Here is a 25,351-nt window from a genome sequence, read left to right as displayed (position 1 = left end):
TATCTTGTATAGCCACAATCCAATCAGAGATAGGTCCACTTCATGAAGGAAGTCCTGCTCGCCGACCTGCTTTCCGGCGCGCTCTCGCGCGAGTCGGCCGACCCGCTGCAAAAGCAGATCTACGACATCGTGCGGCGCGGGGTGCTGGACCACACGCTGGTGGCGGGGCAGCGCCTGCCGTCGTCGCGTGTGCTGGCGCAGGAGTTGGGCATCTCGCGCATCACGGTGACGCTGGCGTACGAACGCCTGATCGCCGAGAACTACCTGAGCGCGCGCGGCGGCAGCGGCACCTTCGTAGAGAAGACCGTGGACCGGCCGCTGCTGCCGCCGGCCTCGCCCGAACACGTGCAACGCCACGTGCCGGGCCTGTCCACGCGCGGCGAAGGCATCGCCGGCGGCGCGGCGGGGCTGGGCCAGCACACCGGCGCGTTCGTGCCGGGCGTGGCCGACGCCAGCCTGTTTCCGTTCCATCTGTGGCGCCGGCTGGTGTCGCGCCACCTGGGCAAGTCGAACCTGGCGCTGTCGGGCTACGCCAAGGACGGCGCGGGTTTCCTGCCGCTGCGCGAGGCCATCGCCAGCTATCTGCGGCTGGCGCGGGCCGTGGTGTGCGAGCCGGAGCAGGTCATCGTCACGGCGGGCACGCACCAGTCGGTTGATCTGTGCGCCCGTATGCTGACCGAGTGGGGCGACGCCGCGCTGGTGGAAAGCCCCTGCCACTGGGCCTTTCCGCCGGTGCTGGCGGCGGCCGGCGTGCGCGCGCATGCCGCCGTGCTCGATGATCAGGGCCTGGACCTGGCGGCCAGCAAGCTGCCGCGCCGGGCGCGGCTGTTGATCACGAGCCCGTCGCATCAGTACCCGACCGGCGTGGTGATGCCGCTGGCGCGGCGCCTGGAGCTGCTGCAGGCGGCGCGGGCGCGCGGCCTGTGGGTGCTGGAGGACGACTACGACAGCGAGTTCCGCTACGACGGCGCGCCGATCCCGTCGCTGCAGGGCCTGGACGCCGACGGCCGCGTGATCTACCTGGGCACCTTCAGCAAGACCATGTTCGCCGGCCTGCGCATGAGCTACATGGTGGTGCCGCCGCAGGTGGCCGAGTCGTTCTCGCGGGCCTGCGCCAGCATCTATCGGCCGGGACAGTTGCATCTGCAGGCGGCGCTGGCGGATTTCATGGCGGACGGCCATTTCTCGCACAACATCAAGCGCATGCGCACCGAGTACGCGCAGCGCCAGATCGTGCTGCGCGATGCGCTGGCGGCGCGGGTCGGCGACCAGGTGCGGTTGTCGCAGGCGCGGGCCGGCCTGCATGTGTATGCGCGGCTCGACCGCAAGGTGTCGGCGCCGCGCCTGGCCGAGGCCGCCCGCGACGAGGGCATCGTGCTGGGGCAGCCGCATTACCTGCCCGATGCCGCCAGAGCTGCGTCGCCCGCGGTGGTGCTGGGGTATGGCGGCGTGCCATGCGAGCGCATCGACGACGGTGTGGCGCGCTTTGCGCGGGCGCTGGGGCGGGCCGGGGAGAACCGGCCCGCGCGCCGGGCGCGTCGTTGATCCCCGTCGTTGCGCCGCGGCGGCAGGTCGCCGCGGTGACGCCCGGTGATGCAACGCGGCGGCGAATCACGGGGATGGCCCGCCGCATCCGGCGGCGCCGTCTTGCTCGTGGGAGCCAGCGGAGAGGACGCGCGCCGCGCCGCTTTGCCGCCTACAGTTGCGCCAGGGTCTCATCCGCCGCCGCCAGCAGCAGGTCGGCGTGTTCCCGCGCGAACGGCAGTTGCGGCCGCAGCTTGAGCACGTTGCCGTGCAGGCCGGTGGCGCTGAGCAGCACGCGGCGCTGGCGCATCAGGTTGACGAAGCGGTGCGTCTCTTCCTTGGCGGGCGTCTTCGCGGCGCGGTCGCGCACCAGTTCGACGCCGATGAAGAGGCCGTCGCCGCGCACGTCGCCGATGAGCGCGTGGCGCCCGGCCAGCGCGCGGAAACCGTCGCGCAGGTACTGGCCGGTGCGGGCGGCGTTGGCCTGCAGGCCTTCGTCCTCGATCACCGAGAGCGTGGCCTGGGCCGCGGCGCAGGCCACCGGATTGCCGCCGAAGGTATTGAAGTAGCGCGCCTCGCGGCCGAAGCGTTCCAGGATGTCGGGGCGCGAGACCATGGCGGCGATGGGGTGGCCGTTGCCCATCGGCTTGCCCATGGTGACGATGTCCGGCACGAGAGCGTGGCGCTGGAAGCCCCACATGCACGAGCCGGTGCGGGCGAAGCCGGCCTGCACTTCGTCGGCGATGAACAGGCCGCCCGCGTCGCGGATGGCCTGCGCCGCCGGGGCCAGGAAGCCGGCCGGGTCGCTGTAGACGCCGTCGCTGGACAGGATCGTGTCCACCAGCAGCGCGGCCGGCTTGATGCCGTGGCGCCGCAGGTCGTCGATGGCGGCCTGCACCTGCTGGCCAAACCATTGCCCGAGGGTGGCCGGGTCGTGGCGGTAGCTGTCGGGCGCGGCCACGGCGCGGGTGTCCAAGCCCAGCGGCACGGCCTGGCCGAGCGAGGGCGACACGGCGGCCACCGCGGCGGTGACGCCGTGGTACGCCAGTTGCGTGACGATGACGCCGGTGCCGCCGGTGTGGCTGCGCGCCACGCGCAGCGCGAGGTCGTTGGCCTCGCTGCCGGTGCAGGTGAAGATGACCTGCGACAGCGGCTGCGGGAACGTCGCCAGCAGGCGCTCGGCGTAGTCCAGCACGCCGTCGTGCAGATAGCGGGTGTGGGTGTTCAGCACCGCCGCCTGCTCGGCGATGGCGCGCACCACGCGCGGATGGCTGTGGCCCACAGAGGCGACGTTGTTGTAGGCGTCCAGGTAGCGCTCGCCGTCGGCGCCGTAGAGCCACACGCCTTCGCCGCGCACGATGTGCAGCGGCTGGTCGTAGAAGAGGCGGTAGGCCGGCCCCAGCACGCGCTGGCGGCGGGCGATAAGCTCGCGTTCGGCCGGCGGCAGCGCGTCGGCCGCGGCGGGGTCGAAGGCGTTGAGCATGGCTTGGTCTCGGCTCATACAAGAGTCTCCATCGGGTTCTGGCTGGCGGCCAGCAGGATGTCGCTGGCCTGCTGCCGGGGCAGGGCGTCCAGGCGCGCCAGGCCGGTCCAGGCCAGGCCGTTGTTGCGCAGGATGTACTGGCGGTTCTCGGGGTGCTGCTGCGCGCGCCAGCCGGTGATGGCCACCGTGATCAACAGGCGCGTGGCGATCAGGTCGGGCAGCAGCGCGATCTCGGTTTCGGTCAGCGGCAGCGTCTGGTGGTAGCTGGCCAGGCACTGGCGCAGGCCGGCCGACAGCGGGTCGGGCGCGTCGTCGAGCAGATAGGCGGCGGCCACGGCCAGGTCCTGCGCCAGCGGCGCGCGCACCATGTCGCCGAAGTCGAGCAGCGCCGCGATCTGTTCGGGATCGTCGCGCGCCACCATTACGTTGTAGGGGTTGAGATCGTTGTGGATGACCTGGCGCCGCAACCCGCCCAGGCGCGGCCGCAGGTCATTGGCGAAGCGTTCGAGCTGGCGCTCGGCCAGCCGGCGGCGGTCCGCCTCGGGAATCTTCGGCAGCAGGTCGGCGATGCGGTCGGCGTGCTGCAGGTCCCACAGCAGTTCGTGGTCGGCCATGGCGTGGTCGAAGCCGGCCAGGGCCAGGTCGAACTGCGCCAGGGCCCGGCCCAGCGCGCGGTACTGCGCCGGGCTGCGCGCCACCTGGTGCAGCGGCACGCCCTGCACGAAGGTCATCAGCCGCAATGCGCGGCGCGCGCCGTCGCCGGCGTCGTGCCAGTGCACGTAGTCGCCGTGCAGGCCAGGGATCAGGCGCGGCACCGGCGGCTCGCCGCCGGCCTGCATGAGGCGCAGTTGCGCCTGGGTGTGGAAGTCGGTGACCGCCGGGTCCTCGGCCGGGTGGGTGGCCTTGAGCACGTAGGCGCCGCCGGCGGCGTCGCGCAGCAGGAAGTTCTGGTCGCGCTCGCTCGACAGCAGCGTGGCCTGGGCCAGCAGGCCGTAGTGGTGTTGCGCCAGGGCCTCGGCCTGTGCCAGGGACAGCTTGGGCGGCTCGGCCGCGAACAGCGCCTGGCCGACGCTGGGGAGGTTGCCGCCGCTCATGCCCGACGCTCTTCCAGGCCGCACCACTCGGCGATGAACAGGGCGATGGTCTGGGTGACCTTGCGCACCGATTCCAGGTTGACCGCTTCGTCGTAGCCGTGCGGCATGCGGCATTCCGGGCCGTAGACGATGGCCGGGGTGTCGGCGTACAGGCCGTAGAAGCGGGCGTCGGTGGCGGCCGACGTGGCGTATTCGCGCAGCGGTTCGCCGAACACCTGCTCGTGCGCGGCGCGCAGCGCGGCCTCGGCCTCGTCGGCGTTCCGCAGTTCGTAGCCCTCGGCCATGAAGCCGTGGTAGATCACCTTGGGCGGATGCTTGGCCAGGAACGGATCGCGCGCCGCGGCCTGGGCCACGAAGGCCTCGATCTCGGCGCGCGCGGCCTCCAGGCTCTGGCCCGGATAGACCGCCACGCGCATGTCGAAGGTGCACCAGGCCGGCACGCTGGACGGCCAGTCGCCGCCGGCGATCTTGCCGAGGTTGAAACGGATGGGGTGGGGATGGTCGCAGAAGTGGCGGTGGTCGCACTTGTTGGCGTTCCAGCGCGTTTCCAGTTCGTCCAGCGCCTGGATCAGGAAGATCGCCTTCTGGATGGCGTTGGCGCCCGCGCCGGTGAAGGCGGCCGAGGCGTGCTGGGGGTCGCCTTCGACCTGCACCTGGAACCACATCGGCCCGACCTGGGCGCGCATCAGCATGGGCAGCAGCGGTTCCGGGATGAAGGCGGCGTCGGCGCGGTAGCCGCGCGCCAGGCAGGCCAGGGCGCCGTTGCCGGTGCATTCTTCTTCCACCACCGACTGCAGGAACACGTCGCCGGCCGGCGCCAGGCCGATGGCGGCGAGCGCATCCATGGCCGACAGGCAGGCGACCAGGCCGGACTTCATGTCGCCCGCGCCGCGGCCGTGCATCCAGCCGTCGACGATGGCGGGGTCGTACGGGTCGCGGCTCCATTGCGCCAACGGGCCGACTGGCACCACGTCGATGTGACCGTTCAGGATCAGCGAGCGGCCTTTCAGGCTGCGGGCGCGGTGCGCGCCGACCACGTTGTAGGCGTTGTCATAGGACACCGCCACCGGCGAAAAGCCCGGCAGGTGGCGGATGGCGTCGACGTCGATGCGCCAGCGGTCCACGGCGTAGCCGCGCTCGGCGTAGCGCGCCGCCATGAAATCCTGCGCGGTGGCTTCCTCGCCGCGCTGCGACGGCAGGCGCACCAGTTGCGCGGTCAATTCGGTCTGGGCCGCGAAGCCCGCGTCCACGGCTTGGAGGATGCGCTGGCGCAGCGCCGGGGTCAGTTCTGGCATGGATGTGCTCGAGGTTGACAGGGAACCCGGCCATGCTAGGGAAAATTGGATCGGTGAAAAATAGCCAATCCGGGTTATTTGATATAGCCACTTTTGGCGCGCCGGGCCTGGCGACCCGGCGCGCCCTGCCGAACAGCGCGATCCTGCAGGCCAGCGGCGAATCCGGCGGGCGCCTGGGCCGCGCCGCCAAATGGCTTGGCATTTCGGCTTGGCATTTCGGCTTGGCATTTCGGCTTGGCATTTCGCGCATCGGCTACCGCGACGCCAGGCACGGCAATTGCTGGCCGGCACGATCATGCCGGCGTTGGCGCGCGCGCCAAGCGCTGCGACAATAGCGTCAGGCGGTCAATCCAACCACTGGACGGGGCGGCAGCGGCGCCCCGAAGGAGAGCGGCATCATGGCGACGCGAACCATCTGGAAAGGGGCGATTTCATTCGGGCTGGTGCATATCCCGGTGGGGCTGCACACGGCGACGACTGAATCGGGCGTGGATTTCGACTGGCTCGACAAGCGTTCGATGGACCCGGTCGGCTACAAGCGCATCAACAAGCGCACCGGCAAGGAGATCGACAAGGACAATATCGTCAAGGGCGTGGAGTATGAGGACGGCCAGTACGTCATCATTTCCCCGGACGAGATCGCCGAGGCCTACCCGCGCACCACGCAGACCATCGAGATCCAGCAGTTCGTGGATGCGGGTGAGGTGTCGTTCGTGTACCTGGAGCGGCCCTATTACGTCGCGCCGATCAACAAGGGCCAGAAGGTGTATGCCTTGCTGCGCGACACGCTGGCCAAGGCCGGCAAGATCGGCATCGCCAAGGTGGTGATCCAGACCAAGCAGCACCTGGCCGCGCTCATTCCGTCGGGCGATGCGCTGGTGCTGAACCTGATGCGCTGGGGCGACGAGGTCAAGTCCACCGAGGACCTGGACCTGCCCAAGGCGGGCGCCAAGGCCTCCGCGCCCAGCGCCAGCGAGCTGAAGATGGCGCGCATGCTGGTGGACGACATGTCGGGCCAGTGGGATCCGGAACAGTACAAGGACGAATTCAAGGCCGCGGTCATGGACCTGGTGGCCCGCAAGGTCAAGGCCGGCAAGACCGAGACGGTGATCGAGCCGCAGGAGGAAACGCCCGCCTATGCCGATAACGTTATCGACCTGACCGAACTGCTGCAACGCAGCCTGAAGGGACGCTCGTCCGGGAAGGCCGCGAACGGGGCGGGGAATGGAACGGGCAATGCGACGGCCAAGGGCAAGGCCGCGGCGAAGAAGACCGCGAAGAAGGCAGCCGCCCGGCCGGCGAAGAAGAAAGCGGCGGGCGCCAAGGCGGCCAAGACCCGCAAGGCGGCGTGACCATGGCCGATACCCTGGCGAAATACCGCGCCAAGCGCAATTTCAATGTGACGTCGGAGCCGGCCGAAGGCGGCCAGGCCAACGAGGCGGCGCGCGCCTTCGTGATCCAGAAGCACTGGGCCAGCCGCCTGCACTACGACTTCCGGCTGGAACTGGATGGCGCCATGAAGAGCTGGGCCGTGCCCAAGGGACCCAGCTATGACCCGTCGGTCAAGCGCATGGCCGTGCAGGTGGAAGACCATCCCATCGCCTACAACCGCTTCGAGGGCGAGATCCCCAAGGGCCAGTACGGCGCCGGCAAGGTGATCATATGGGATCGCGGCACCTGGTCGCCGGTGGGCGATCCGGCCGAGGGCTACAGGCGCGGCCATCTCAAGTTCGACCTGCATGGCGTCAAGATGCGTGGACGCTGGGCGCTGATCCGCATGAAGGGCCGCGAGTCGGAAAAGCAGCCGCCCTGGCTGCTGGTCAAGGACCGCGACGAACACGCCCGCGCCGAAAGCGAATTCAGCGTGGTGGACGAGCAGCCCGACAGCGTGGTGTCGCCGCCGCGGACGGGCGCGCGGGCCGTGCCCGCCGCGGCGCCCGGGGCGCGGCCGGATGCGGCCGCGTCGCCGTCGTCGCCGCCGGCGTCGGGCGCCGGGGCATCGGACCTGCCGGGCGAGGCGGCGCCCTTGCCGGAGTTGCTCAAGCCGCAATTGGCCACGCTGGTGGAAGGCGTGCCGCGCCAGGCAGGCGATGACTGGATCTACGAGATGAAGTTCGACGGTTACCGTCTGCTGGCGCGGCTGCGGGAGGGCCAGGTGCGCCTGTACACGCGCAACGGCCACGACTGGGGGCCGAAGCTGCCGCACCTGGTGCGGGCGTTGCAGCGCCTGCCGCTGCCCGACGCCTGGATCGACGGCGAGATCGTGATGCTGGCCGACAACGGCGCGCCCAGCTTCCAGGCGCTGCAGAATGCCTTCGACGGCGAACGCACCGACGGCATCCTGTTCTACGCGTTCGACCTGCCCTACGTCACCGGACGCGACCTGCGTCAGGAGCCGCTGCGCGTGCGTCGCGCGGTGCTGGCGCGGGTCATGGAGGCCGCCGGCGGCGATCCGCTGCGCTTCAGCGAAGCCTTCGACGCGGCGCCGGCGGACCTGGTGGCCTCGGCCTGCAAGATGGGGCTGGAGGGCATCATCGCCAAGCGCCTGTCCGCGCCCTACGTATCGCGCCGCAGCGATAGCTGGGTCAAGCTCAAGTGCGCCCGCCGGCAGGAATTCGTCATTGCCGGCTATACCGATCCCAAGGGCGCGCGGGTGGGGCTGGGCGCGCTGCTGCTGGCGTACCACGACGAGGACGGCGGGCTGGTCTACGCCGGCAAGGTCGGCACCGGCTTTGACGACATGGGCCTGGCGGCGCTGCAACGCCGCCTGAGCGCCCTGGAAACGGAGCGGCCCGCCGTCAAGGCGGCCGGCATTGGCCGCGGCGTCCATTGGGTGCGGCCCGAGCTGGTGGCGGAAGTGTCGTTCGGCGAATGGACCGCTGCGGGGCATGTGCGCCACCCGGTCTTCCGCGGCTTGCGCACCGACAAGCCGGCGCGGGCGATCACCAGGGAGACGGCGATGGGGGCCGATACGATGCAGTCCGACGATACGGCCGGCAAGACCGGCAAGGCCAAGACCGGCAAAGCCAAGACCGGCAAGGCCAAGGCGGGCAACGCCCAGACTGGCAAGGCCAAGGCGGGCAAGGCCCAGCCAGGCGCCGGCAAGCTGACCCACCCTGAACGCATCATCGATCCGTCCACGGGGCTGACCAAGCTGGACCTGGCGCGCTACGACGGGCTGGTGGCGCCGCTGCTGCTGCGGCATCTGAAGGACCGGCCCGTTTCCTTTCTGCGCGCCCCGTCCGGCCTGAAGGGCGAGTTCTTTTTCCAGAAGCACCTGGAGGCGCCGATGCCGGGCGTGCGGCCGCTGTCGCAGGAACTGGACCCGGATCATCCGCCCTTGATGGAGGTGCCGACGCCGCAGGCGATCATGTCGGCGGCGCAGATGAACGTAGTCGAGTTCCACACCTGGAACGCGGTGAAAAGCGCGATCGACAAGCCCGACCGCATGTTGTTCGACCTGGACCCGGGCGAAGGGGTGGCCTGGCCGTCGATGCAGCAGGCGGCGCGGCTGGTCCACGTGATGCTGAGCGAAATCGGTTTGCGAAGCTGGCTCAAGACCAGCGGCGGCAAGGGCCTGCACGTGGTGGTGCCGCTGCGTCGGCAATACGACTGGGACACGGTCAAGGCGTTCTCGCAGGCCATCGTCCAGCATCTGGCGCGCACGCTGCCGCAGGTGTTCGTGGCCAAGAGCGGTCCGAAGAACCGCGTCGGCCGGATCTTCGCCGATTACCTGCGCAACGGCTTCGGCGCCACCACGGTGGCGGCCTGGTCGGCGCGTGCGCGGCCGGGGATGGGGGTGTCGGTGCCGCTGGCGTGGGACGAGCTGGACGAGGTCCGGGCCAGCGACCAGTGGACCATCGCCAACATCCATGAGCGCCTGGATGTCGGCGACTCGCCGTGGGACGACTACACCCCGCAAGCGCTGGGCGCGGCCATGAAGGCGATGGACTTCAAGCCGGATTCGGGCGGGTAGGACGCCTCGGCGCCCCGATCCAGCCGTTGACCGGCGCCGGGGCCGGTCAACAGGCGGGGGCTTGGGGCCGGCGGCCTACTCGGCGCCCGCCGGCGCCAGTTCCGCTTCGGCCCGGGCGCGCGTGCCGATGCCGAACACCTGCGCCACGATGCCCATGGCGACGATGACGCCGGCCAGGATCGAGGTGTAGACCACTTCGTTGCGATAGGTGCCTTCGATCACCATGGTGACCAGGGCGGCGATGATGCAGACGATCACCGCATACGTCAGCCACGGGAACAGCCACATCCTGAATTCCAGCCGCACCCCGCGCGCCTGCAGGCGTTGGCGCATGCGCAATTGCGAGAAGGCGATGGCCAGGTAGACGAACAGCGCGATGGTGCCGGTGGCCTGCATCAGCACGTCATAGACGTCCATTTTCGAGGTCGCCATCATCCAGACGGCGGCGAAGGCGAACAGGCTGGAGACGATGACGCCGACGTAGGGCGTGCCGGTCTTGCGCCCGGTGATCTGCATGACGCGGTGGGCGTCGCCGCGCCGGGCGAGCGAATAGAGCATGCGCGAGGCGGTGTACAGCGCAGAATTGAAGCAACTGCACACCGAAGTGAGCACGATGAAGTTGACGATCAACTGCGCGTGCGGAATGCCGAGCGCGTCGAGCGCGACGTTGTAGGTGCCCTGGGTCGGCTGCGTCAGCCCGGGCGCGTTGTACGGCACCAGGCAGACCACGATGAAGATCGACCCCACGTAGAACAGGCAGATGCGCCACACGACCGAGCGCGTGGTCTTGATGATCTCGCGTCCCGGGTCGGCCGATTCGGCGGCGGCCACGGTGACGATCTCGGCGCCGATGAAGGCGAACATCACGCCCAGCAGCGCCACCACCACGGCCTTCGGGCCGTTGGGCATGAAGCCCTGGCTGGTCAGGTGATCCCAGCCGTTGGCGGCGCCCCACGGCCACAGGTGCGCCAGCGCCAGGCTGCCCATCACCAGGAACAGCACGATGGCCACCACCTTGATGAGCGCGAACCAGAATTCGAATTCGCCGTAGTTGCGCACGTTCAGGAAGTTGACGATCAGCAGCGACACCGTCACCAGCAGCGCATAGCCCCAGGCCGGGACCATCGGGAACCAGCCGTGCAGGATCTGCCCGGCGACGTAGGCTTCCCAGCCCATCAGGAGGGCCCAGAAGTACCAGTAGAGCCAGCCGATGGTAAAGCCCGCCCAGCGCCCGATGGCGCGGTCGGCGTAGGTCGAGAACGAGCCGGTGTCCGGCTGCGCCACGGCCATCTCGCCCAGCATGCGCATGGCCAGGATGACCAGGATGCCGCCGCCGATGTAGGCCAGGATGACGGCGGGGCCGGCCAGGGCGATCTGCTTGCCGGACCCCACGAACAGCGCGGCGCCGATGACGCCGGCGATGGACATCATCGTGAGGTGGCGGGACTTCAGGCCGCCCTTGAGCTCGGTATTGGGGGTGTTCTCCAACTTCTTCTCCTCTCCAGATGCGCGGGGGCCATGGCGTGTTCGCCATCGGAATGGAAAAGAGGCATGTCCCCTGCCGGTTTATCGCTTTTTGCTATTAAGCGTAGGAGCATACGCCCCATGCCGCGAGGGTTGGCGCGCGTGCCATGTCCTGTTGCAAGTGCCAGGTTTTGTTGCGCGCGAGCGAGATAATCAGACTGATAGCAGGCACAACGCCACCGGCGCGTCATGCAACAGGTCGGCAACGTTCAGCGCCGCGGCCGGATGCCGGCGGTCGGACAGCACGTCATGCAGCTCGCCTCCCACGCCGGCCGGCAGGATCACATGCGTGTCCGCCCAATAGGCGCGGGCGGTCGTGCCATCGCCGCGCGCATAGCCGGCAATGGCGGTGGCGCAATGTTGGGGCGCGAGGACCAGCAGAGCCTGGCCCGCATGGCGGCGCAGGAACGCCAGCAGGCGCGACGCGCGCGGTCCGCGTATCTCGAGGGGCAGCAACGCGCCGTCGCGCAGCAGTTCGGGGTGATGGGCGCGCAGCGCCAGCGACCGCTGGATCAGTGCCTGCTTGATCGCGCCGCTGCGCCACGCGGCGGCGCTGGTGTCGAGGGCGCCGTCGCCGGCCGCCTCGGCCAGCAAGGCCGCGCGGTGTGCGTAGTCCACGGGACGGCGGTTGTCGGGATCGACCAGGCTGAAGTCCCACAGTTCGGCGCCCTGGTACAGATCGGGCATGCCCGGCAGGGTATAGCGCAGCAGCGTCTGGGTCAGGCTGTTGACCAGGCCGGCGGGCGCCAGCCGTTCGGCGAAATCCGCGATCTCCCGCAGCAGGCCGCGGCCACCGGCGGTGTGCGCCAGCGCGTCCAGCGCCTGCCGGGCCGCGTCTTCGTAGGGGATGTCGGGCGCGGTCCAGCGCGTGTGCAGCTTGGCTTCGCGCAGCGCCTTCTGCTGCCATTGCGCCACGCGCTCGATAAGGGCGGCGACGGCGTCGGGGCGGTCGCCAATGTCCTCGGGCGCCAGCTCCAGCGGCCAGGCTCCGACCAGCGTCTGCAGCAGCAGGTAGCGGTCGGCGCGCGACGGCATGCCGTCGCGCGGGGCCAGGCGTTCGATCCAGTCGCTCGCGGCGGCGATCCAGGCCTGCGGGATTTCGCTCAGCGCGGCCAGTCGGCAGCGGCTGTCTTCGCCGCGCTTGTGGTCGTGGGTGGCGGTGGCCAGCATGGCGTCGGGATGGCTGCTGGCGCGCGCGGCGCAGGCGTCGAAAAACGCCTTCGGCGCCAGGGCGAACCGGGTGGGCGATGAACCCACCTCATTGCGCGAGAGCAAAGGGCCATGGCGATAGAACAGCGTGTCTTCCAGGGCCTTGGCGGCCAGGGGCGGGGTGAGTTGCTGGAAGTGGCGCAGCGCCCGCGCCCGCGCGCTGCGCAGGGCGGTGGCGGCGCTTTCCTCCTGGGGCTCTCCGGCCGAGCCGTCCAGCCATTGATCCAGCAGCGCCAGCAGGCGGCCGTCGGCGCTGTCGGCCGGGGCGGGCAGGCTGGCGCGCGCGCCGGCCAGGGCGATCCGCCAATGGTGGCGATCGGTGGCGCCGCGACCGCCATCCTCCGCATAACTGCGATACGCGGGAAACGCCGCCAGCAACGCGCTCAGCACGCGGTCGATGGCGGGCGCGGTCCAGTCGCGGGTGCGCAGGTCGAGCCGGGCGATCCGGGTGAGCGCGCGCACCAGCACCAGCCGCTCGGCGGCGAAGTGGCGCGCCAGCATCAGCTCGCGCGCCCGCAGCAGTTGCGTCGATGGCGGCCGGCGGTCGCCGGTGAGCGTTTGCCAGAAGGCCTCCAGCGGCTCCCGGGCGTCGGCCTCGTGCAGCAGCGCGCCGACCTGGTCCATGAAATCGTAGCCGGTGGTGCCATCGACGGGCCAGCGCGGGTCGAGGGGTTCGTCCTGGGCGAGGATTTTCTCCACGATCAGGTAAGGCGCGCCTGACAGGCCGGCCTGCGCGCGCGCCGGCGCGGCCCGGGACAGGGCCGCGCGCAGCCGCCGCAGGTACGCACCCGGCATGGCCAGGCCGTCGACATGGTCGATGCGCAGGCCGTCCAGCACGCCCTCCTGCACCAGCCGCAGGGGCAGGGCATGCACGGCGTCGAACACGATGTCGTCCTCGACCCGCACGCCGACCAGCTCGGTGATCTCGAAGAAGCGCCGCCAGTTGATCTGATCGGGCGCGGTGCGCCACCAGGCCAGGCGGTAATGCTGGCGCTCCAGCAACTGATGCAGCCGGCGCCGGCCCTGGGGCGTGCCGGGCGCATGCGCGGCGCAGGTCCGCGCGGGGGATTGTTCGGATTGCGGGGCCTGCTCCAGCGGGTAGCGCTGGTCGCCGATGGCGATGGCATAGCCTTGTCCGGGGGCGTATGCCAACGTAATGTCGCCGTTCTCGAGGCAGACGCCGTAGGGTTCCGGCAGCACCGGCAGCAGCACCTTGCCGCGCAGGGCGGGATCGGGCGCGCGCCAGTCGATGTCGAAGCAGCGCGAATGCGGACTGCGCTCGCCATGGCGCAATACGTCCGCCCACCAGGCGTTGGCGACGTCGGTCGCCATGTGGTTGGGCACGATGTCGGCGATCAGCCCCATGCCGCGCGCGCGCGCCTGCGCCGCCAGGCGGCGCAGCGCCGCCTCGCCGCCCAGGTCGACGCTGACCCGCCCGTGGTCGATCACGTCGTAGCCATGGGTGGACCCGGCGCGCGCCTGGGTGATGGGCGACAGGTACAGATGGCTGATGCCGAGGCCGGCGAAGTACGGCAGTTGCGCGCAGGCGTCGTCGAGGGTGAAGCCCGCGTGCAGTTGCAGGCGCAGCGTGGCCCGGGGGCGGCCGGCCCCCGCCGGAAGGACAGGTGCGTGGCTGTTCATGGTTTGCGTCCGCGCAGGGACCGCAGCGGGGCGAGGCGTTCGCGCACCGCCGGGTCCTTCAGGCAATCCGCCGCCGCCAGGGGCTGGCGCTGCCGCCAGTTGGGATGGCGGCTGTCGGCGCCCGGCAGGTTGGGTTGGTCGATCGCGCCGGTGGCATCCTCCAGGGGCACCAGGGCCAGGGGGCACGGCGTGGCCGCGACGAAGGCCAGCAAAGAGGCGCTGGGCGCTTGCGCAGGCGCGGGCGTGTCGGGCGGCAGGCGCGCATGGTCGCGCACCGCCTGCCACAGGCATTCGCGGTCCGCTTGGCGCTGCGCGCGCAGGTCGGTTTCGCGCTCGTCGGCGCCGAGCAGGCCAAGCCCGCTGCGCCAGTCGAGATCGCGGCCGCGCCACCAGCCCGCGAGCGTGGGCAGGTCATGGGTGGTCGTCATGGCGGCGGCCGGGGCCGGCCAGGCCTCGGGCGCGACGAAGTCGGCCGCGCGACGCGGGCCGGCCGCATCCCGCATGAACCACAACACGTCCATGCCCAGCAGTCCGTGGTCGCGCAGCGTGTCGTCAAAGCCCTCGGGCACGGTGCCCAGGTTTTCGCCGATCACCAGCGCCTGGTGGCGCCACGCCTCCAGCGCCGTCAGCCGCAGCAGCGTGCGCAGCGGATAGCGCAGGTAGGCGCCGTCGCTGGCCGGCGCGCCCTTCGGGATCAGCCACAGGCGCGCCATGCCCAGGATGTGGTCGATGCGCAGTCCGCCGGCGTGGGCCAGGCCTGCGCGCAGCAACGCGAGGAAGGCGGCATAGCCGGATTGGCGCAGGGCCTGCGGCGACAGCGCCGTCAGGCCCCAGGCCTGCCCCTGCGGATTGTAGATATCGGGCGGCGCACCCACGCCGGCGTGCCGCACCAGGTCGGCCTGGTGGCTCCAGGCATGGCTGCCGGCGGGGCTGGCGCCGATGGCCAGGTCGGCGATCAGGCCCACGCGCATGCCGGCGCGCCTGGCCGTCTGCTGCGCCTGAGACAGGCTGACCGCGGCCAGCCATTGCGCGAAGATGTGGAAGTCCAGTTCGGGCGCCTGCGCCTGGGCGAAATCGCGGACCTCGGCGGAACGGGGATCGCGCAGGCCGTCCGCCCACGCGGTCCAGGCGCGAGGCGCGCCGGGCATGCGGCCCAGGTGTTCGTGCAGCGCTTCGAACAGCGCATGGTCGTGCAGGGACTGTCCGCCGGCCGCGCGGAACGCCTGCAGCGCCTGGCGCTGCTGTGGCGTCGCCGTGCGCTCGAAATCGCGATGCAGTTCGCGCAGCAGCCGCTGGCGGGCGCGGGCGGTCTGCGGCCAGTCGATCAGGTCCTGCTTGTCCAGGGCATGCAGCGCCTGTTGCGCCAGCGGCCCCATCCGCGCCAGCGCCGCGCGCACCGGCCTGTCGCCGAGCACGGCGGCGGGATCGGCATAGAGCGTGTTGAGGAACAGCCGGCTCGAAGGCGAATAGGGACTGTACTGCTCGGGATCCGCGGCGAACATCGCGTGGACCGGACTGATCGCCAGCGCGTCCGCGCCCGCTGCGCCCGCGCTCGCGGCCAGCTCGCGCAGCGCGCCGAAATCGCCATGGCCCTGGGTCGCGTGAACCGGATCGTCGCTGGCGCGTCGCAGGCTGTAGACCTGTACCGCCAGGCCCCAGGCGCGCGGCCGCGGCTCGCCCAGCAATTGGGAGGGCGTGGGCGCGCTGGCCGGCGCCACCGCCAGGAGGGTGGCGCCGGCGCGCAGCGCCAGGGTGTAGTAGCCGGGAACGGTGGGGAGGGCGATCTCCGGCTGGCCGGCGGCGTCCGGGGTGGTTTCCCCGGCCAGCGGCCTGGCGTGCGCGGCGCTGATCTCGTAGCGCCCCGCGCACGAAGGCGGCACCTTCAGCATGCCGCCGGCGATGCCGACCAGCATGGCCGGCAGTTGCGCCGCGCCGCGGGCGCTGGCCAGCCGTTCGTGGCTGTCGCGGATGTCCGCGTCGCTGTCGGCGGGCAGGTCCATCGCGCGCAGCAGGGCGCGCAGCGTGTCGGGCGCGACGACGCGGGCCCGCTGGTGGGCGTCGGTCCAATGTTCCGCCAGGCCGGCGGCCTTGGCCAGCGCGGACAGCTCGGCGGTCATGGCGTGTTCTCCAGCAGGTAGGTCGCGCTGTTGCCGCACACGCTGCCGGTGCGCAGCGCGTTGAACGCGCCGGGCAGCGACTCGAACAACAGGTCGCAGTCCGCCGGGGGCGGCGACAGATCGGGCGGCAGGGATTCGGGCGCGTCGCCCAGGTTGACGTACAGCGAGAGCACCGCGCCATCGCCCAGCCGCCAGCGGGCGAGCGCGGTGGCGGCGCCCAGCGCCAGGGCGCCCAGGCTGACCGCGCCGCGCAGGCGCGGCGCGATGAGCTGCCGCCGCAGGTGCAGCAGCGCCCGGTAATAGGTGCGCCAGGCCTTGCCCTCGTCGCTGTGTTCGGCGGTCCATGGCTGGCTGCGGGCATAGGTGTCGATGGCGCCGGGGTCGGGCACCGCGGCCGCGTCGAGCGCGAGGGCCGGGAACTCGCGGCGCCTGCCCTCGCGCACCGCCCGCGCCAGCGCCGGATCGGCATGGCTGGTGAAGTAGAGGAAGGGCGCGGTGCTGCCGCATTCCTCGCCCATGAAGATCAGGGGGATCTGCGGGGCCAGCAGTTGCAGGGCGACCGCCGCGCGCAGGCGGTCCGGCGATGGCGTCAGGGTGGTCAGGCGTTCGCCCTGGGCGCGGTTGCCGGTCTGGTCGTGGTTCTGCAGGAACAGCACGAAGGCCGTGGGCGGCAGGTGGGCGCTGGGTTCGCCACGCGGGCGGCCGCCGCGATGGGCGGAGGGCTGGCCCTGGTACAGCCAGCCTTGCTCCAGGCATTGGGCCAGCGCCTGGGCCGGATAGCGCGTGTAATCGGCGTAGTAGCCATGCGATTCGCCGGTCAGCAGGTGGTGCAGCACGTGGTGCGCGTCGTCGTTCCATTGCGCGTCATAACCGGCGCCGAGCAGCGACGCGCGGTTGTCGTCGTTCTCCAGCACCAGGTGCAGGTGGCGTTGCGGCAACTGGCCGCGCAGGTGGCGCGCCAATTCCTCCAGCCAGTCCTGGTCGATGATGGCATGCACGGCGTCAAGCCGCAGGCCGTCGAAACGGTATTCGGTGAGCCAATGAAGCGCGCTTTCCTCGAAATAGCGGCGCACGGCGGCCTGGCGCAGATCGATGGCCGCGCCCCACGGCGTGGGCACGTCGTCGCGGAAGAACGGCGCGGCGTATTGCGACAGGAAATTGCCATCAGGGCCGAAATGGTTGTAGACCACGTCCAGCATCACGCCCATGCCCAGGCCGTGGGCGGTATCGATGAGGTCCTTCAGTTCCTCGGGCGTGCCGTAGGCGGTGTCGGGCGCGTACGGCAGCACGCCGTCGTAGCCCCAGTTGCGCGGCCCGGGGAAATCGGCCAGCGGCATCAGTTCGAGCATCGTGACGCCAAGGTCGGCGAGGGCGGGCAGGCGTTGCCGCAGGCCGGCATAGCCGCCTGCCAGGCCCACGTGCACTTCGTACAGCACGGTCTCCTCCCATGGCCGGCCGCGCCATCCCGGATGCCGCCATGGGTAGGTGTCGAGGCCGGTGACCACGCTGGCGTCCCGCACGTCGCCGGCCTGCAGGCGCGAGGCGGGATCGGGCACCACCAGCGCGTCGCCGATGCGGTAGCGGTAGCGCGTGCCCGGGCCGCAATCCACATCCACCTGCGCGTACCCCTGCGCGTCGCGCCGCAGCGCGATGGGATCGCGGCCCTCGATCAGCAGGGCCAGCCCGGGGGGCGCGGAAGGCGCCCACAGGCGAAAGCGCGTGCGGCCATCGGGCAGCGGCAGGGCGCCGAAGGAAAATGGTTCGGGCCATGCGGTCATTGCGCGTGCTCCGGAATGTGGGCGGCCGCCAGCAGCACCAGGCTCTGCGCCGGGACCACGAGTTCTCCCTGATTGACGGGCGCCGCGGCGGTCGGCGCGGAGGAATCCAGCTCGCGGATCCAGGCCAGCGCCGGCGCTGGCAGCGTGAAGGCGGCCGGCTCGGCGCCGGGATTGAGCAGCAGCAGCGTGATGTCGGCGCTGCCGTCGTCACGCAGCGCGGCGCGGCGCAGGGCGAGGGACTTGGCGGTGACATCTTCCCAGGAGGCCGGTTCGATGGGGCGGCCGTCGGGGTTGAACCAGGCGATGGCGGCCACGCCGGGGCAGACTTCGCGGGCGGCGTCGCCATAGCGCGCGGCCCGCAGGGAAGGATGGCCGCGCCGCAAGGCCAGCGCGCGCGCCACCGCCTGGCTCAACGCGCGGCCTTCATCGCTCTGGGCCTGGGTCCAGTCGAGCCAGGACAGGGGATTGTCCTGGCAGTAGGCGTTGTTATTGCCGTCCTGGGTGTTGCCGAATTCATCCCCGGCCAGCAGCATGGGCGTGCCATCCGACAGGCACAGCGTGGCCAGCAGCGCCCGCTGCACCCGGTCGCGCCGTTCCAGCACCGCCTCGTCCTGGCTGGGACCTTCCTCGCCCCAATTGCTGCTGTAGTTCTCGGGATGGCCGTCGTCGCCGTTCTCGCCATTGGCCTCGTTGTGGCGGCCGTCGTAGCTGACGACGTCGCGCACGGTGAAGCCATCGTGCGAGGCGACGAAGTTGACGCTGGCCCAGGGGCGCCGGTGGCGGCGGTCGAAGACGTCGCGCGAGCCGGTCAGCCGCGCCGCCATGTCGCCGCGCTGCCCCTCGTCGCCGCGCCAGTAGCGCCGCGTCGTGTCGCGGTAGCGGTCGTTCCACTCGGCGAAGCCGGGCGGGTGGTTGCCGAGCTGGTAGCCGTCCGGGCCGATGTCCCACGGTTCGGAAATGAGCTTGATCCCCGCCAGTTCCGGGTCCTGCAGCACGGCGTCGAAAAAGCCCGACCCCGGATCGAAGCCGGTGCCTTCGCGCCCCAGCGTGACCCCCAGGTCGAAGCGGAAGCCATCCACGCCATAGGACCGCACCCAGTGGCGCAGTGAATCGGTCACCATCTGCAGCACTCGCGGATGGGACAGGTTGACCGTGTTGCCGCAGCCGGTGTCGTTGATGTAGTGGCGCTCCTCGCCCGGCACCAGGCGGTAGTAGCTGGCATTGTCCAGCCCGCGCCAGGACAGCGTCGGCCCCAGTTCGTTGCCTTCGCAGGTGTGGTTGTAGACCACGTCGAGGATGACCTCCAGGCCGGCAGCGTGCAGGCGGCGAATGGCCTGGCGCAGGTCGTTGGGGCCGTGCTGCAGGTACGACGGTTCGGGCGCGAAGAACGACAGCGTGTTGTAGCCCCAGTAGTTGCGCAGCCCGCGCTCGAGCAGGAAGCGGTCCTGCAGGAAGGCGTGCACCGGCAGCAGTTCGATCGCGGTCACGCCCAGCCGTTGCAGGTGCTCGATGAAGCGCGGATCGGCCAGCGCCGCGCTGGTGCCCCGCAGCGGTTGACGCAGGTCTTCGCGCAGCATCGAGGCGCCGCGCAGGTGCATCTCGTAGATGACGCTGTCGGCCCAGGCGGTGCGCGGCGGCTTGCTGTTGCCCCAGTTGAACGGCAGATCCTCCACCACGATCGCCTTGGGCATGGCGGGGGCGCTGTCGCGCCGGTCCATCGCCAGGTCGGCGCGGGCGTGGTTGAGGCGGTATCCGAACAGCGCATCGCTCCAGTTGACCGGGCCGGTGAGCTGGCGCGCGTAGGGGTCCAGCAGCAGCTTGTGCGGGTTGAAGCGGTGGCCGTTGCGCGGGTCGTACGGGCCATGGGCGCGCAAGCCGTAGACCAGGCCCGGCTGGGCATCGGGCAGGTAGCCGTGCCAGATCTCGTCGGTGCATTCCGGCAGATCGAAACGGCGCAGTTCCTTGCGGCCGCGGGCATCGAACAGGCAGACCTCGATGCGGGTGGCGTTGGCCGAGAACACGGCGAAGTTCACGCCCAGGCCGTCGCTGACGGCCCCCAGCGGATAGGGGTGGCCGGCGGTCATGCGGGTCAACAGGGAGGGATCCATGGTCATTCGCCTTCATGCCTGAAGTAGAGGGTGGACAGGGCCGGCAGCGTCAGGGCCAGCGATTGGGCATGGCCGTGCGCCGGCTCCGGCGCGGTGCGCGCCAGCCCAAGGTTGCCGCCGCCGGCGCCGCCATAGGCGCCGGCATCGGTATTGAGGACTTCGGCCCAGCGGCCGGGCAGCGGCACGCCGACGCGGTAGCCGTCCCGGGCCACCGGCGTGAAGTTGCTGATCGCCAGCATTTGCGCCGCGCCATCGGTGCGCAGGAAGGCGACCACGCTGTTGTCGGCGTCATCCAGCACCACCCAGGCGAATCCGGCGGGGTCGGCGTCAAGCGCGTGCAGCGCGGGCTGGTCGCGGTACAGCCGGTTCAGGTCGCCGACCAGCCGCTGCACGCCCCTGCGAGGCGGATCGTCCAGCAGGTTCCAATCCAGCGGCGCATCGTGGTTCCATTCGTCGGGCTGGGCGATCTCGCCGCCCATGAACAGCAGCTTCTTGCCCGGATGGGCCCACATGTAGCCCAGGTAGGCGCGCAGGTTGGCCAGGCGCGCGGCGGCGTCTCCGGGCATCTTGTTCAGCAGCGAGCCCTTGCCGTGCACCACCTCGTCGTGCGACAGCGGCAGGACGTAGCGTTCGGCATAGGCGTAGACCATGCTGAAAGTCAGCTCGCCGTGGTGGTGCTTGCGATGCACCGGGTCTTCGCGCAGGTAGCGCAGGGTGTCATGCATCCAGCCCATGTTCCACTTGTAGTGAAAGCCCAGGCCGCCATCGGCCACCGGGGCGGTCACGCCGGGCCAGGCAGTGGACTCCTCGGCGACCATGATCGCGTCGGGCACCTCGTGGCGCACCGCCTGGTTCAGCGCGCGCAGGAAATCGACGGCCTCCAGGTTCTCGCGGCCGCCGTGGCGGTTGGGAATCCATTCGCCGGGCCGCCGGCTGTAGTCGCGGTACAGCATGGACGCCACCGCGTCCACGCGCAGGCCATCGACGTGGAAGCGTTGCAGCCAGTGCAGGGCGCTGGCGATCATGAATCCCCGCACTTCGGTGCGTCCCAGGTTGTAGACCAGCGTGTGCCAGTCGGGGTGGTAGCCCTCGCGCGGGTCGTCGTATTCGTAAAGCGCCGTGCCGTCAAAGCGCGCCAGGCCATGGGCGTCGTCGGGAAAGTGCGCGGGCACCCAGTCCAGGATGACGCCGACGCCGGCGGCGTGGCAGCGGTCGACGAAGTGCGCGAAGGCCGCCGGCGGACCGAAGCGCGCGCTGGGCGCGAACAAGCCCAGCGGCTGGTAGCCCCACGAGCCGCCGAACGGATGTTCCATGATCGGCATCAGTTCGATATGTGAAAACCCCATCGACGCGGCGTAGGCCGGCAGCTTGTCGGCCAATTGCCGCCAGGCGCAGGCATCGTCGCCGGTGGCCAGCCATGAGCCCGCGTGGACTTCATAGATCGCGATGGGCGCGTCCGCGCCATGGCGGTTCCCGCGGCCGCGCATCCAGTCGCCGTCCGTCCACGGATAGGGCGCCGCGTCGTCCACCACCGAGGCGGTTGCCGGCGGCAGTTCGGCGCGGCGCGCGTGCGGGTCGGCCTTGAAACGGATCGCGCCGGTCGCGTCGGTGACGGCGAACTTGTAGGCCGAGCCCGCCGCGACGTCGGGCACGAACAGCTCCCAGACGCCGGCCTCGTGCCGCAGCCGCATGCCGTGGCGGCGGGGATCCCAGCTATTGAAGTCGCCGACCAGCGCCACGCGGCGCGCGTTCGGCGCCCAGACGGCGCAGCGCAGCCCGGCGACGCCATCGACCGTGGCGGGCCGCGCGCCGAGCCAGTCCAGGGCGGCCCGCCAGTCGCCGGCCGCCAACCCGCGCAAGGCGTCGGCCGGCAGCAATGGGCCGAAGGCATATGGGTCGGCGGTGCGCTGCAACGCCTGCGGCCATTCGATCTCCAGCCGGTACGAGGCAGGCTCGCCGGCGCGGGCGCAGTCCGCGGGGCCGCTGAACAGGCCGTCGCCGTCATCGGCCAGCGGGTGGCGCGCCTCATCGGCGCCGATCACGGTGACCGACCGCGCGCCGGGCGCCAGCACCCGCACGTGGCCGTCATGCGGGCCCAGCACGGCGAAGGGGTCGCCATGCAGGCCGGCGACCAGGGCGGCGCGCTGCGCCGCGTCCAGAGGGGGCGTCAGGGAAGGCGCGGCAGGCGGCGGACGGCCGTTCGCGCCGGCGGCGCCGCGGGAAGAGGCGTGGCGTCGGTTCATGAGGTCGGATCCTCGGCATCGATGGCCGCGTTCTGCAGCAGGGTGTGCGCCAGGGCGCCCAGCGCGCACAGGGGAATGGACAGCCAATCGGGCCGGTGGCCGGCCTCGTAGGCGATTTCGTAGGCGGCCTTTTCGAGCTGCGCCAATTGCAGCAGGGTGCGCCATCGCGGGGCGTTGGCCACGGCGGCTTCCTCGTAGCCCTGCAGGAAGGCTTCGGTGGCGCGGGCGCGAAAGCGCGCCAGCAGCGCATCGCGCAATTGCCCCGGCGAGTTCGACGCGGCCGCATTCTCCACCGGCGCGGCATTGGCGTCGGCCGGCGCGCCGCCCAGGGGATCCTGGCGCGCCACGGCGGCCGCGGCATAGTCGAACGAGCGCAGCATGCCGGCCACATCCTTGGCGGGCGAAGCCAATTGCCGGCGCAACGCCAGCGGTTGATCGGGTTCGCCCTCGAAATCGATCAGGTAGGCGTCGGTCTGCGCCACCAGGATCTGGCCCAGGTGCAGGTCGCCGTGGACGCGGATCAGCGGGCTGCCGGCGAGCGCCTGGGCCATGCTTTCGACCCGCGCCGCCAGGCGTTCGTGGTGTTCGAACAGCCATTGGGCGCAGGCGCGCGAGGGGGGCTCCAGCGCGTCCAGGCGCGCGCGCAGCGCCTGCGCGGCGCGGTCCAGTTGCGCGTTGACCTGGGCCGCGAGCGCGTCGCCCGCCTCGCGCGACGCCACCGCGGGCGCGAAGGCCGGATCGTCGCTGGGCCGCGACAGGGCCTGGTGCAATTGCGCCACGCGCCGGCCCATGGTGTTGGCCAGGGTGGCATAGCCTTCCAGGCTGGCCTCGAATTCCTCGGGGCTGTCGCCCCCCAGCAGCGCGGTGCCGAGGGCGCGCTTGAGGAAATCGAGTGTCCAGGTCCAGGCGTCGCCTTCGTTGGGAATGTAGGCATACAGCACGGCCAGCGTGCACGGCGTGTCCTCGGCATCGATCCGCCGGACTTCGCCCAGCAGGGCGGGCATGTTGGCGTAGCCGGCGCGCGTCAGGTGGCGGCTCATTTCCACTTCGGCCGACAGGCCGGGCTGGACATTGCGCAGCAGTTTCAGGATGGCCTGCCCGCCGATCACCACCGAACTGTTGGATTGTTCGCCGCTGATCCATTGCAGCGCCGGTTCGCCGCCGAGGTCGAGCGCCGCCAGGCCGGGCTCGGGCAGGCAGCGGATGACGCCGGGGCGCTCGCCCGGCTTGCCGCCCTGGCGGCCGTCCCATTCCCGGGCGGCGCGCAGGGCCGCGACGATCCCCAGCACGAAGCCGGGCTGCAGGAACGCGTCGGCAAGGATGCCGACCTCCGGTCCGCGCCGCACCCGCGCGATCGGATACTGGATCTGCGCGGCTTCGTCCCATACCAGTGCGAAGGGCACCTGCACCCGTTGCGTGGCGGGGGCATCGGCCGGCTCGGCCTCGGCCCAGTAGTACTCCGCGCCATCGGCGCCGAACGGCGTGGCATAGGCCAACTGTGCGCGCGGCGGCGCGGCGCTGCCGGGGAACCAGCGCTGGCGCGCCAGGTATTCGGGCAGGACTTCGGTTTCGAGCGCGAGACGCGAGGCGTCGGTCAGCACCGCGTTGGCGTGGCCGCGCAGGACCAGCGTAACCAGTTCCGGCATGCGTTCCGGCGGACTGGCATGCCAGCCCGGCGGCGCCGCGTTGGCGCTCAGGTCCATCCAGTAAAAGCCGTAAGGCGGCAGCGTCAACAGGTACGGCAGTTCGCCGATCGCAGGAAACGGCGTGCCGCCCAGCATTTCGACCGGCACCCGGCCATTGAAGGCCTGCAGCGGCAGCTCGACCGGCTGGGCGGCGTTGGACAGGTTGGCCACGCACAGGATGGTGGTGTCGCGCCACTGCCGCAGGTAGGCCAGGATCTTGCGGTTGCCCGCCTGGATGAAACGCAGGGTGCCGCGCCCGAAGGCGTGGGTCTGGCGACGCTGCGCCAGCATGCGGCGGGTCCAGTTCAGCAGCGAATGCGGATCGCGCTGCTGGGCCTCGACATTCACGGCTTCATAGCCGTACAGCGGACCCATCAGCACCGGCAGCGGCAGCCGTTCGGGGTCGGCGCGCGAGAAGCCGCCGTTGCGGTCGGGCGACCACTGCATTGGCGTGCGCACGCCGTCGCGGTCGCCCAGGTGCACGTTGTCGCCCATGCCCAGTTCGTCGCCGTAGTACAGCACCGGCGTGCCGGGCATCGACAAGAGCAGGCTGTTCATCAGTTCGACCCGGCGCCGGTCGCGTTCCAGCAGCGGCGCCAGGCGGCGGCGGATGCCCAGGTTGATGCGCGCGCGCGGATCGGCCGCGTAGACGCTCCAGAGATAGTCGCGCTCGCGGCTGGTGACCATCTCCAGCGTCAGTTCGTCGTGGTTGCGCAGGAAAATGGCCCACTGGCAGGTGGCGGGGATGTCCGGCGTCTGGCGGATGATGTCGGTGATGGGAAAGCGGTCTTCCTGCGCGATGGCCATGTACATGCGCGGCATCAGCGGGAAGTGGAACGACATATGGCATTCGTCGCCATTGCCGAAGTATTCCTGCGCGTCCTCGGGCCACTGGTTGGCCTCGGCCAGCAGCAGGCGCCCGGGATATTCGCTATCGATCACGGCGCGGATGCGCTTGAGCACCTGGTGGGTCTCGGGCAGGTTCTCGTTGTTGGTGCCCTCGCGCTCGACCAGGTAGGGCACCGCGTCCAGCCGCAGGCCGTCCACGCCCATGTCCAGCCAATGGCGCATCACCGCCAGCACTTCCTTGAGCACCTGCGGGTTGTCGTAGTTCAGGTCGGGCTGGTGCGAGTAGAAGCGGTGCCAGAAGTAGGCGTTGGCCACCGGGTCCCAGGTCCAGTTGGATTTTTCGGTGTCGCAGAAGATGACGCGGGTGCCGGCATAGGCCTTGTCGTTGTCCGACCACACGTAGAAGTTGCGCGCGGCCGAACCGGGCCGCGAACTGCGGGCGCGCTGGAACCACGGATGCTGGTCGGACGTGTGGTTGACCACCAGTTCCGTGATCACCCGCAGGCCGCGCGCGTGCGCCGCCCGGATCAGCCGGCGCACGTCGGCCACGGTGCCGTAGTCCGGGTGCACGCCGCGATAGTCGGCGATGTCATAGCCGTCGTCGCGCCGCGGCGAGGGGTAGAACGGCAGCAGCCAGATCGTGTCCACGCCAAGGTTGGCGATGTAGTCCAGCTTGGAGATCAGCCCCGGCAGGTCGCCGACGCCATCGTCGTTGGAGTCGAAGAACGACTTCACGTGCAGTTGGTAGACGACCGCGTCCTTGTACCAAAGGCCGTCGTCCTGGGGCGGGGTATCGCTGTTCATGGTTGCGGGCTCCATGGCGGC

General features: G+C 70.7%; 14 protein-coding genes. 4 read left to right on the top strand and 10 right to left on the bottom strand.

What is annotated here, in order from left to right:
• Positions 1-42: 42 nt before the first annotated feature.
• Complete coding sequence (locus AAID08_RS19285; RefSeq protein WP_395756797.1) at positions 43-1,545, top strand: PLP-dependent aminotransferase family protein; 1,503 nt, start codon at positions 43-45, stop codon at positions 1,543-1,545.
• 151 nt (positions 1,546-1,696) lie between these two features.
• Here the strand turns inward: AAID08_RS19285 and AAID08_RS19280 are convergent, their stop codons facing one another.
• Genes AAID08_RS19280 through AAID08_RS19270 form a run of 3 tightly spaced genes read right to left on the bottom strand, consistent with a single transcriptional unit; the run spans position 1,697 to position 5,396 of the window.
• Entirely contained in the window at positions 1,697-3,025 is a 1,329-nt protein-coding gene (locus AAID08_RS19280; protein ID WP_395756796.1) for an aspartate aminotransferase family protein, read from the bottom strand.
• Positions 3,022-4,101, bottom strand: a complete 1,080-nt coding sequence (locus AAID08_RS19275) for a phosphotransferase (RefSeq protein ID WP_064524347.1) — start codon at positions 4,099-4,101, stop codon at positions 3,022-3,024. Before AAID08_RS19275 ends, AAID08_RS19280 begins: the two co-directional genes overlap by 4 nt.
• The gene (locus tag AAID08_RS19270; protein ID WP_064524349.1) at positions 4,098-5,396 is read right to left on the bottom strand and encodes an ArgE/DapE family deacylase; all 1,299 of its coding nucleotides are present in this window, start codon (positions 5,394-5,396) and stop codon (positions 4,098-4,100) included. The genes AAID08_RS19275 and AAID08_RS19270 overlap by 4 nt, the downstream gene beginning before the upstream one ends.
• 32 nt (positions 5,397-5,428) lie before the next feature.
• Between AAID08_RS19270 and AAID08_RS19265 the strand changes: the two genes are divergently transcribed.
• The 3 genes from AAID08_RS19265 to ligD all read left to right on the top strand — a co-directional run bounded on the left by AAID08_RS19265 (position 5,429) and on the right by ligD (position 9,372).
• A complete protein-coding gene (locus AAID08_RS19265; protein ID WP_395756795.1) occupies positions 5,429-5,731 on the top strand; it encodes a hypothetical protein in 303 nt (100 codons plus the stop codon).
• Between the two features lie 63 nt (positions 5,732-5,794).
• Positions 5,795-6,748, top strand: coding sequence for a Ku protein (locus AAID08_RS19260; protein ID WP_006384468.1), 954 nt, complete (start codon positions 5,795-5,797; stop codon positions 6,746-6,748).
• A 2-nt stretch (positions 6,749-6,750) separates the two neighbouring features.
• A complete protein-coding gene (ligD, locus tag AAID08_RS19255) occupies positions 6,751-9,372 on the top strand; it encodes a DNA ligase D (protein WP_395756794.1) in 2,622 nt (873 codons plus the stop codon).
• 75 nt (positions 9,373-9,447) lie between these two features.
• Here ligD and AAID08_RS19250 read toward each other — a convergent pair whose 3' ends face one another.
• The 7 genes from AAID08_RS19250 to treS all read right to left on the bottom strand — a co-directional run bounded on the left by AAID08_RS19250 (position 9,448) and on the right by treS (position 25,330).
• Positions 9,448-10,803, bottom strand: coding sequence for an amino acid permease (locus AAID08_RS19250; RefSeq protein ID WP_395757832.1), 1,356 nt, complete (start codon positions 10,801-10,803; stop codon positions 9,448-9,450).
• Positions 10,804-11,049: 246 nt separating this feature from the next.
• A complete protein-coding gene (gene treY / locus AAID08_RS19245; RefSeq protein WP_395756793.1) occupies positions 11,050-13,746 on the bottom strand; it encodes a malto-oligosyltrehalose synthase in 2,697 nt (898 codons plus the stop codon).
• A complete protein-coding gene (gene malQ, locus AAID08_RS19240) occupies positions 13,743-15,863 on the bottom strand; it encodes a 4-alpha-glucanotransferase (protein WP_395756792.1) in 2,121 nt (706 codons plus the stop codon). The genes treY and malQ overlap by 4 nt, the downstream gene beginning before the upstream one ends.
• Positions 15,860-17,641: a malto-oligosyltrehalose trehalohydrolase gene (treZ, locus tag AAID08_RS19235; RefSeq protein ID WP_054502978.1), complete on the bottom strand. Its 1,782-nt coding sequence runs from the start codon at positions 17,639-17,641 to the stop codon at positions 15,860-15,862. Before treZ ends, malQ begins: the two co-directional genes overlap by 4 nt.
• A complete protein-coding gene (glgX, locus tag AAID08_RS19230) occupies positions 17,638-19,749 on the bottom strand; it encodes a glycogen debranching protein GlgX (RefSeq protein WP_395756791.1) in 2,112 nt (703 codons plus the stop codon). The genes treZ and glgX overlap by 4 nt, the downstream gene beginning before the upstream one ends.
• A gap of 2 nt (positions 19,750-19,751) precedes the next feature.
• Positions 19,752-21,992, bottom strand: coding sequence for a 1,4-alpha-glucan branching protein GlgB (gene glgB, locus AAID08_RS19225; protein WP_395756790.1), 2,241 nt, complete (start codon positions 21,990-21,992; stop codon positions 19,752-19,754).
• Positions 21,989-25,330, bottom strand: coding sequence for a maltose alpha-D-glucosyltransferase (gene treS, locus AAID08_RS19220; protein WP_395756789.1), 3,342 nt, complete (start codon positions 25,328-25,330; stop codon positions 21,989-21,991). Before treS ends, glgB begins: the two co-directional genes overlap by 4 nt.
• Between the last annotated feature and the right edge of the window lie 21 nt (positions 25,331-25,351).

Source organism: Achromobacter sp. EB05, assembly GCF_044232075.1.
Classification (GTDB): Bacteria; Pseudomonadota; Gammaproteobacteria; order Burkholderiales; family Burkholderiaceae_B; genus Achromobacter; species Achromobacter dolens.
The sequence above is the reverse complement of the archived record's forward strand: the minus strand, read 5'-3'. Positions and strand labels throughout refer to the sequence as shown.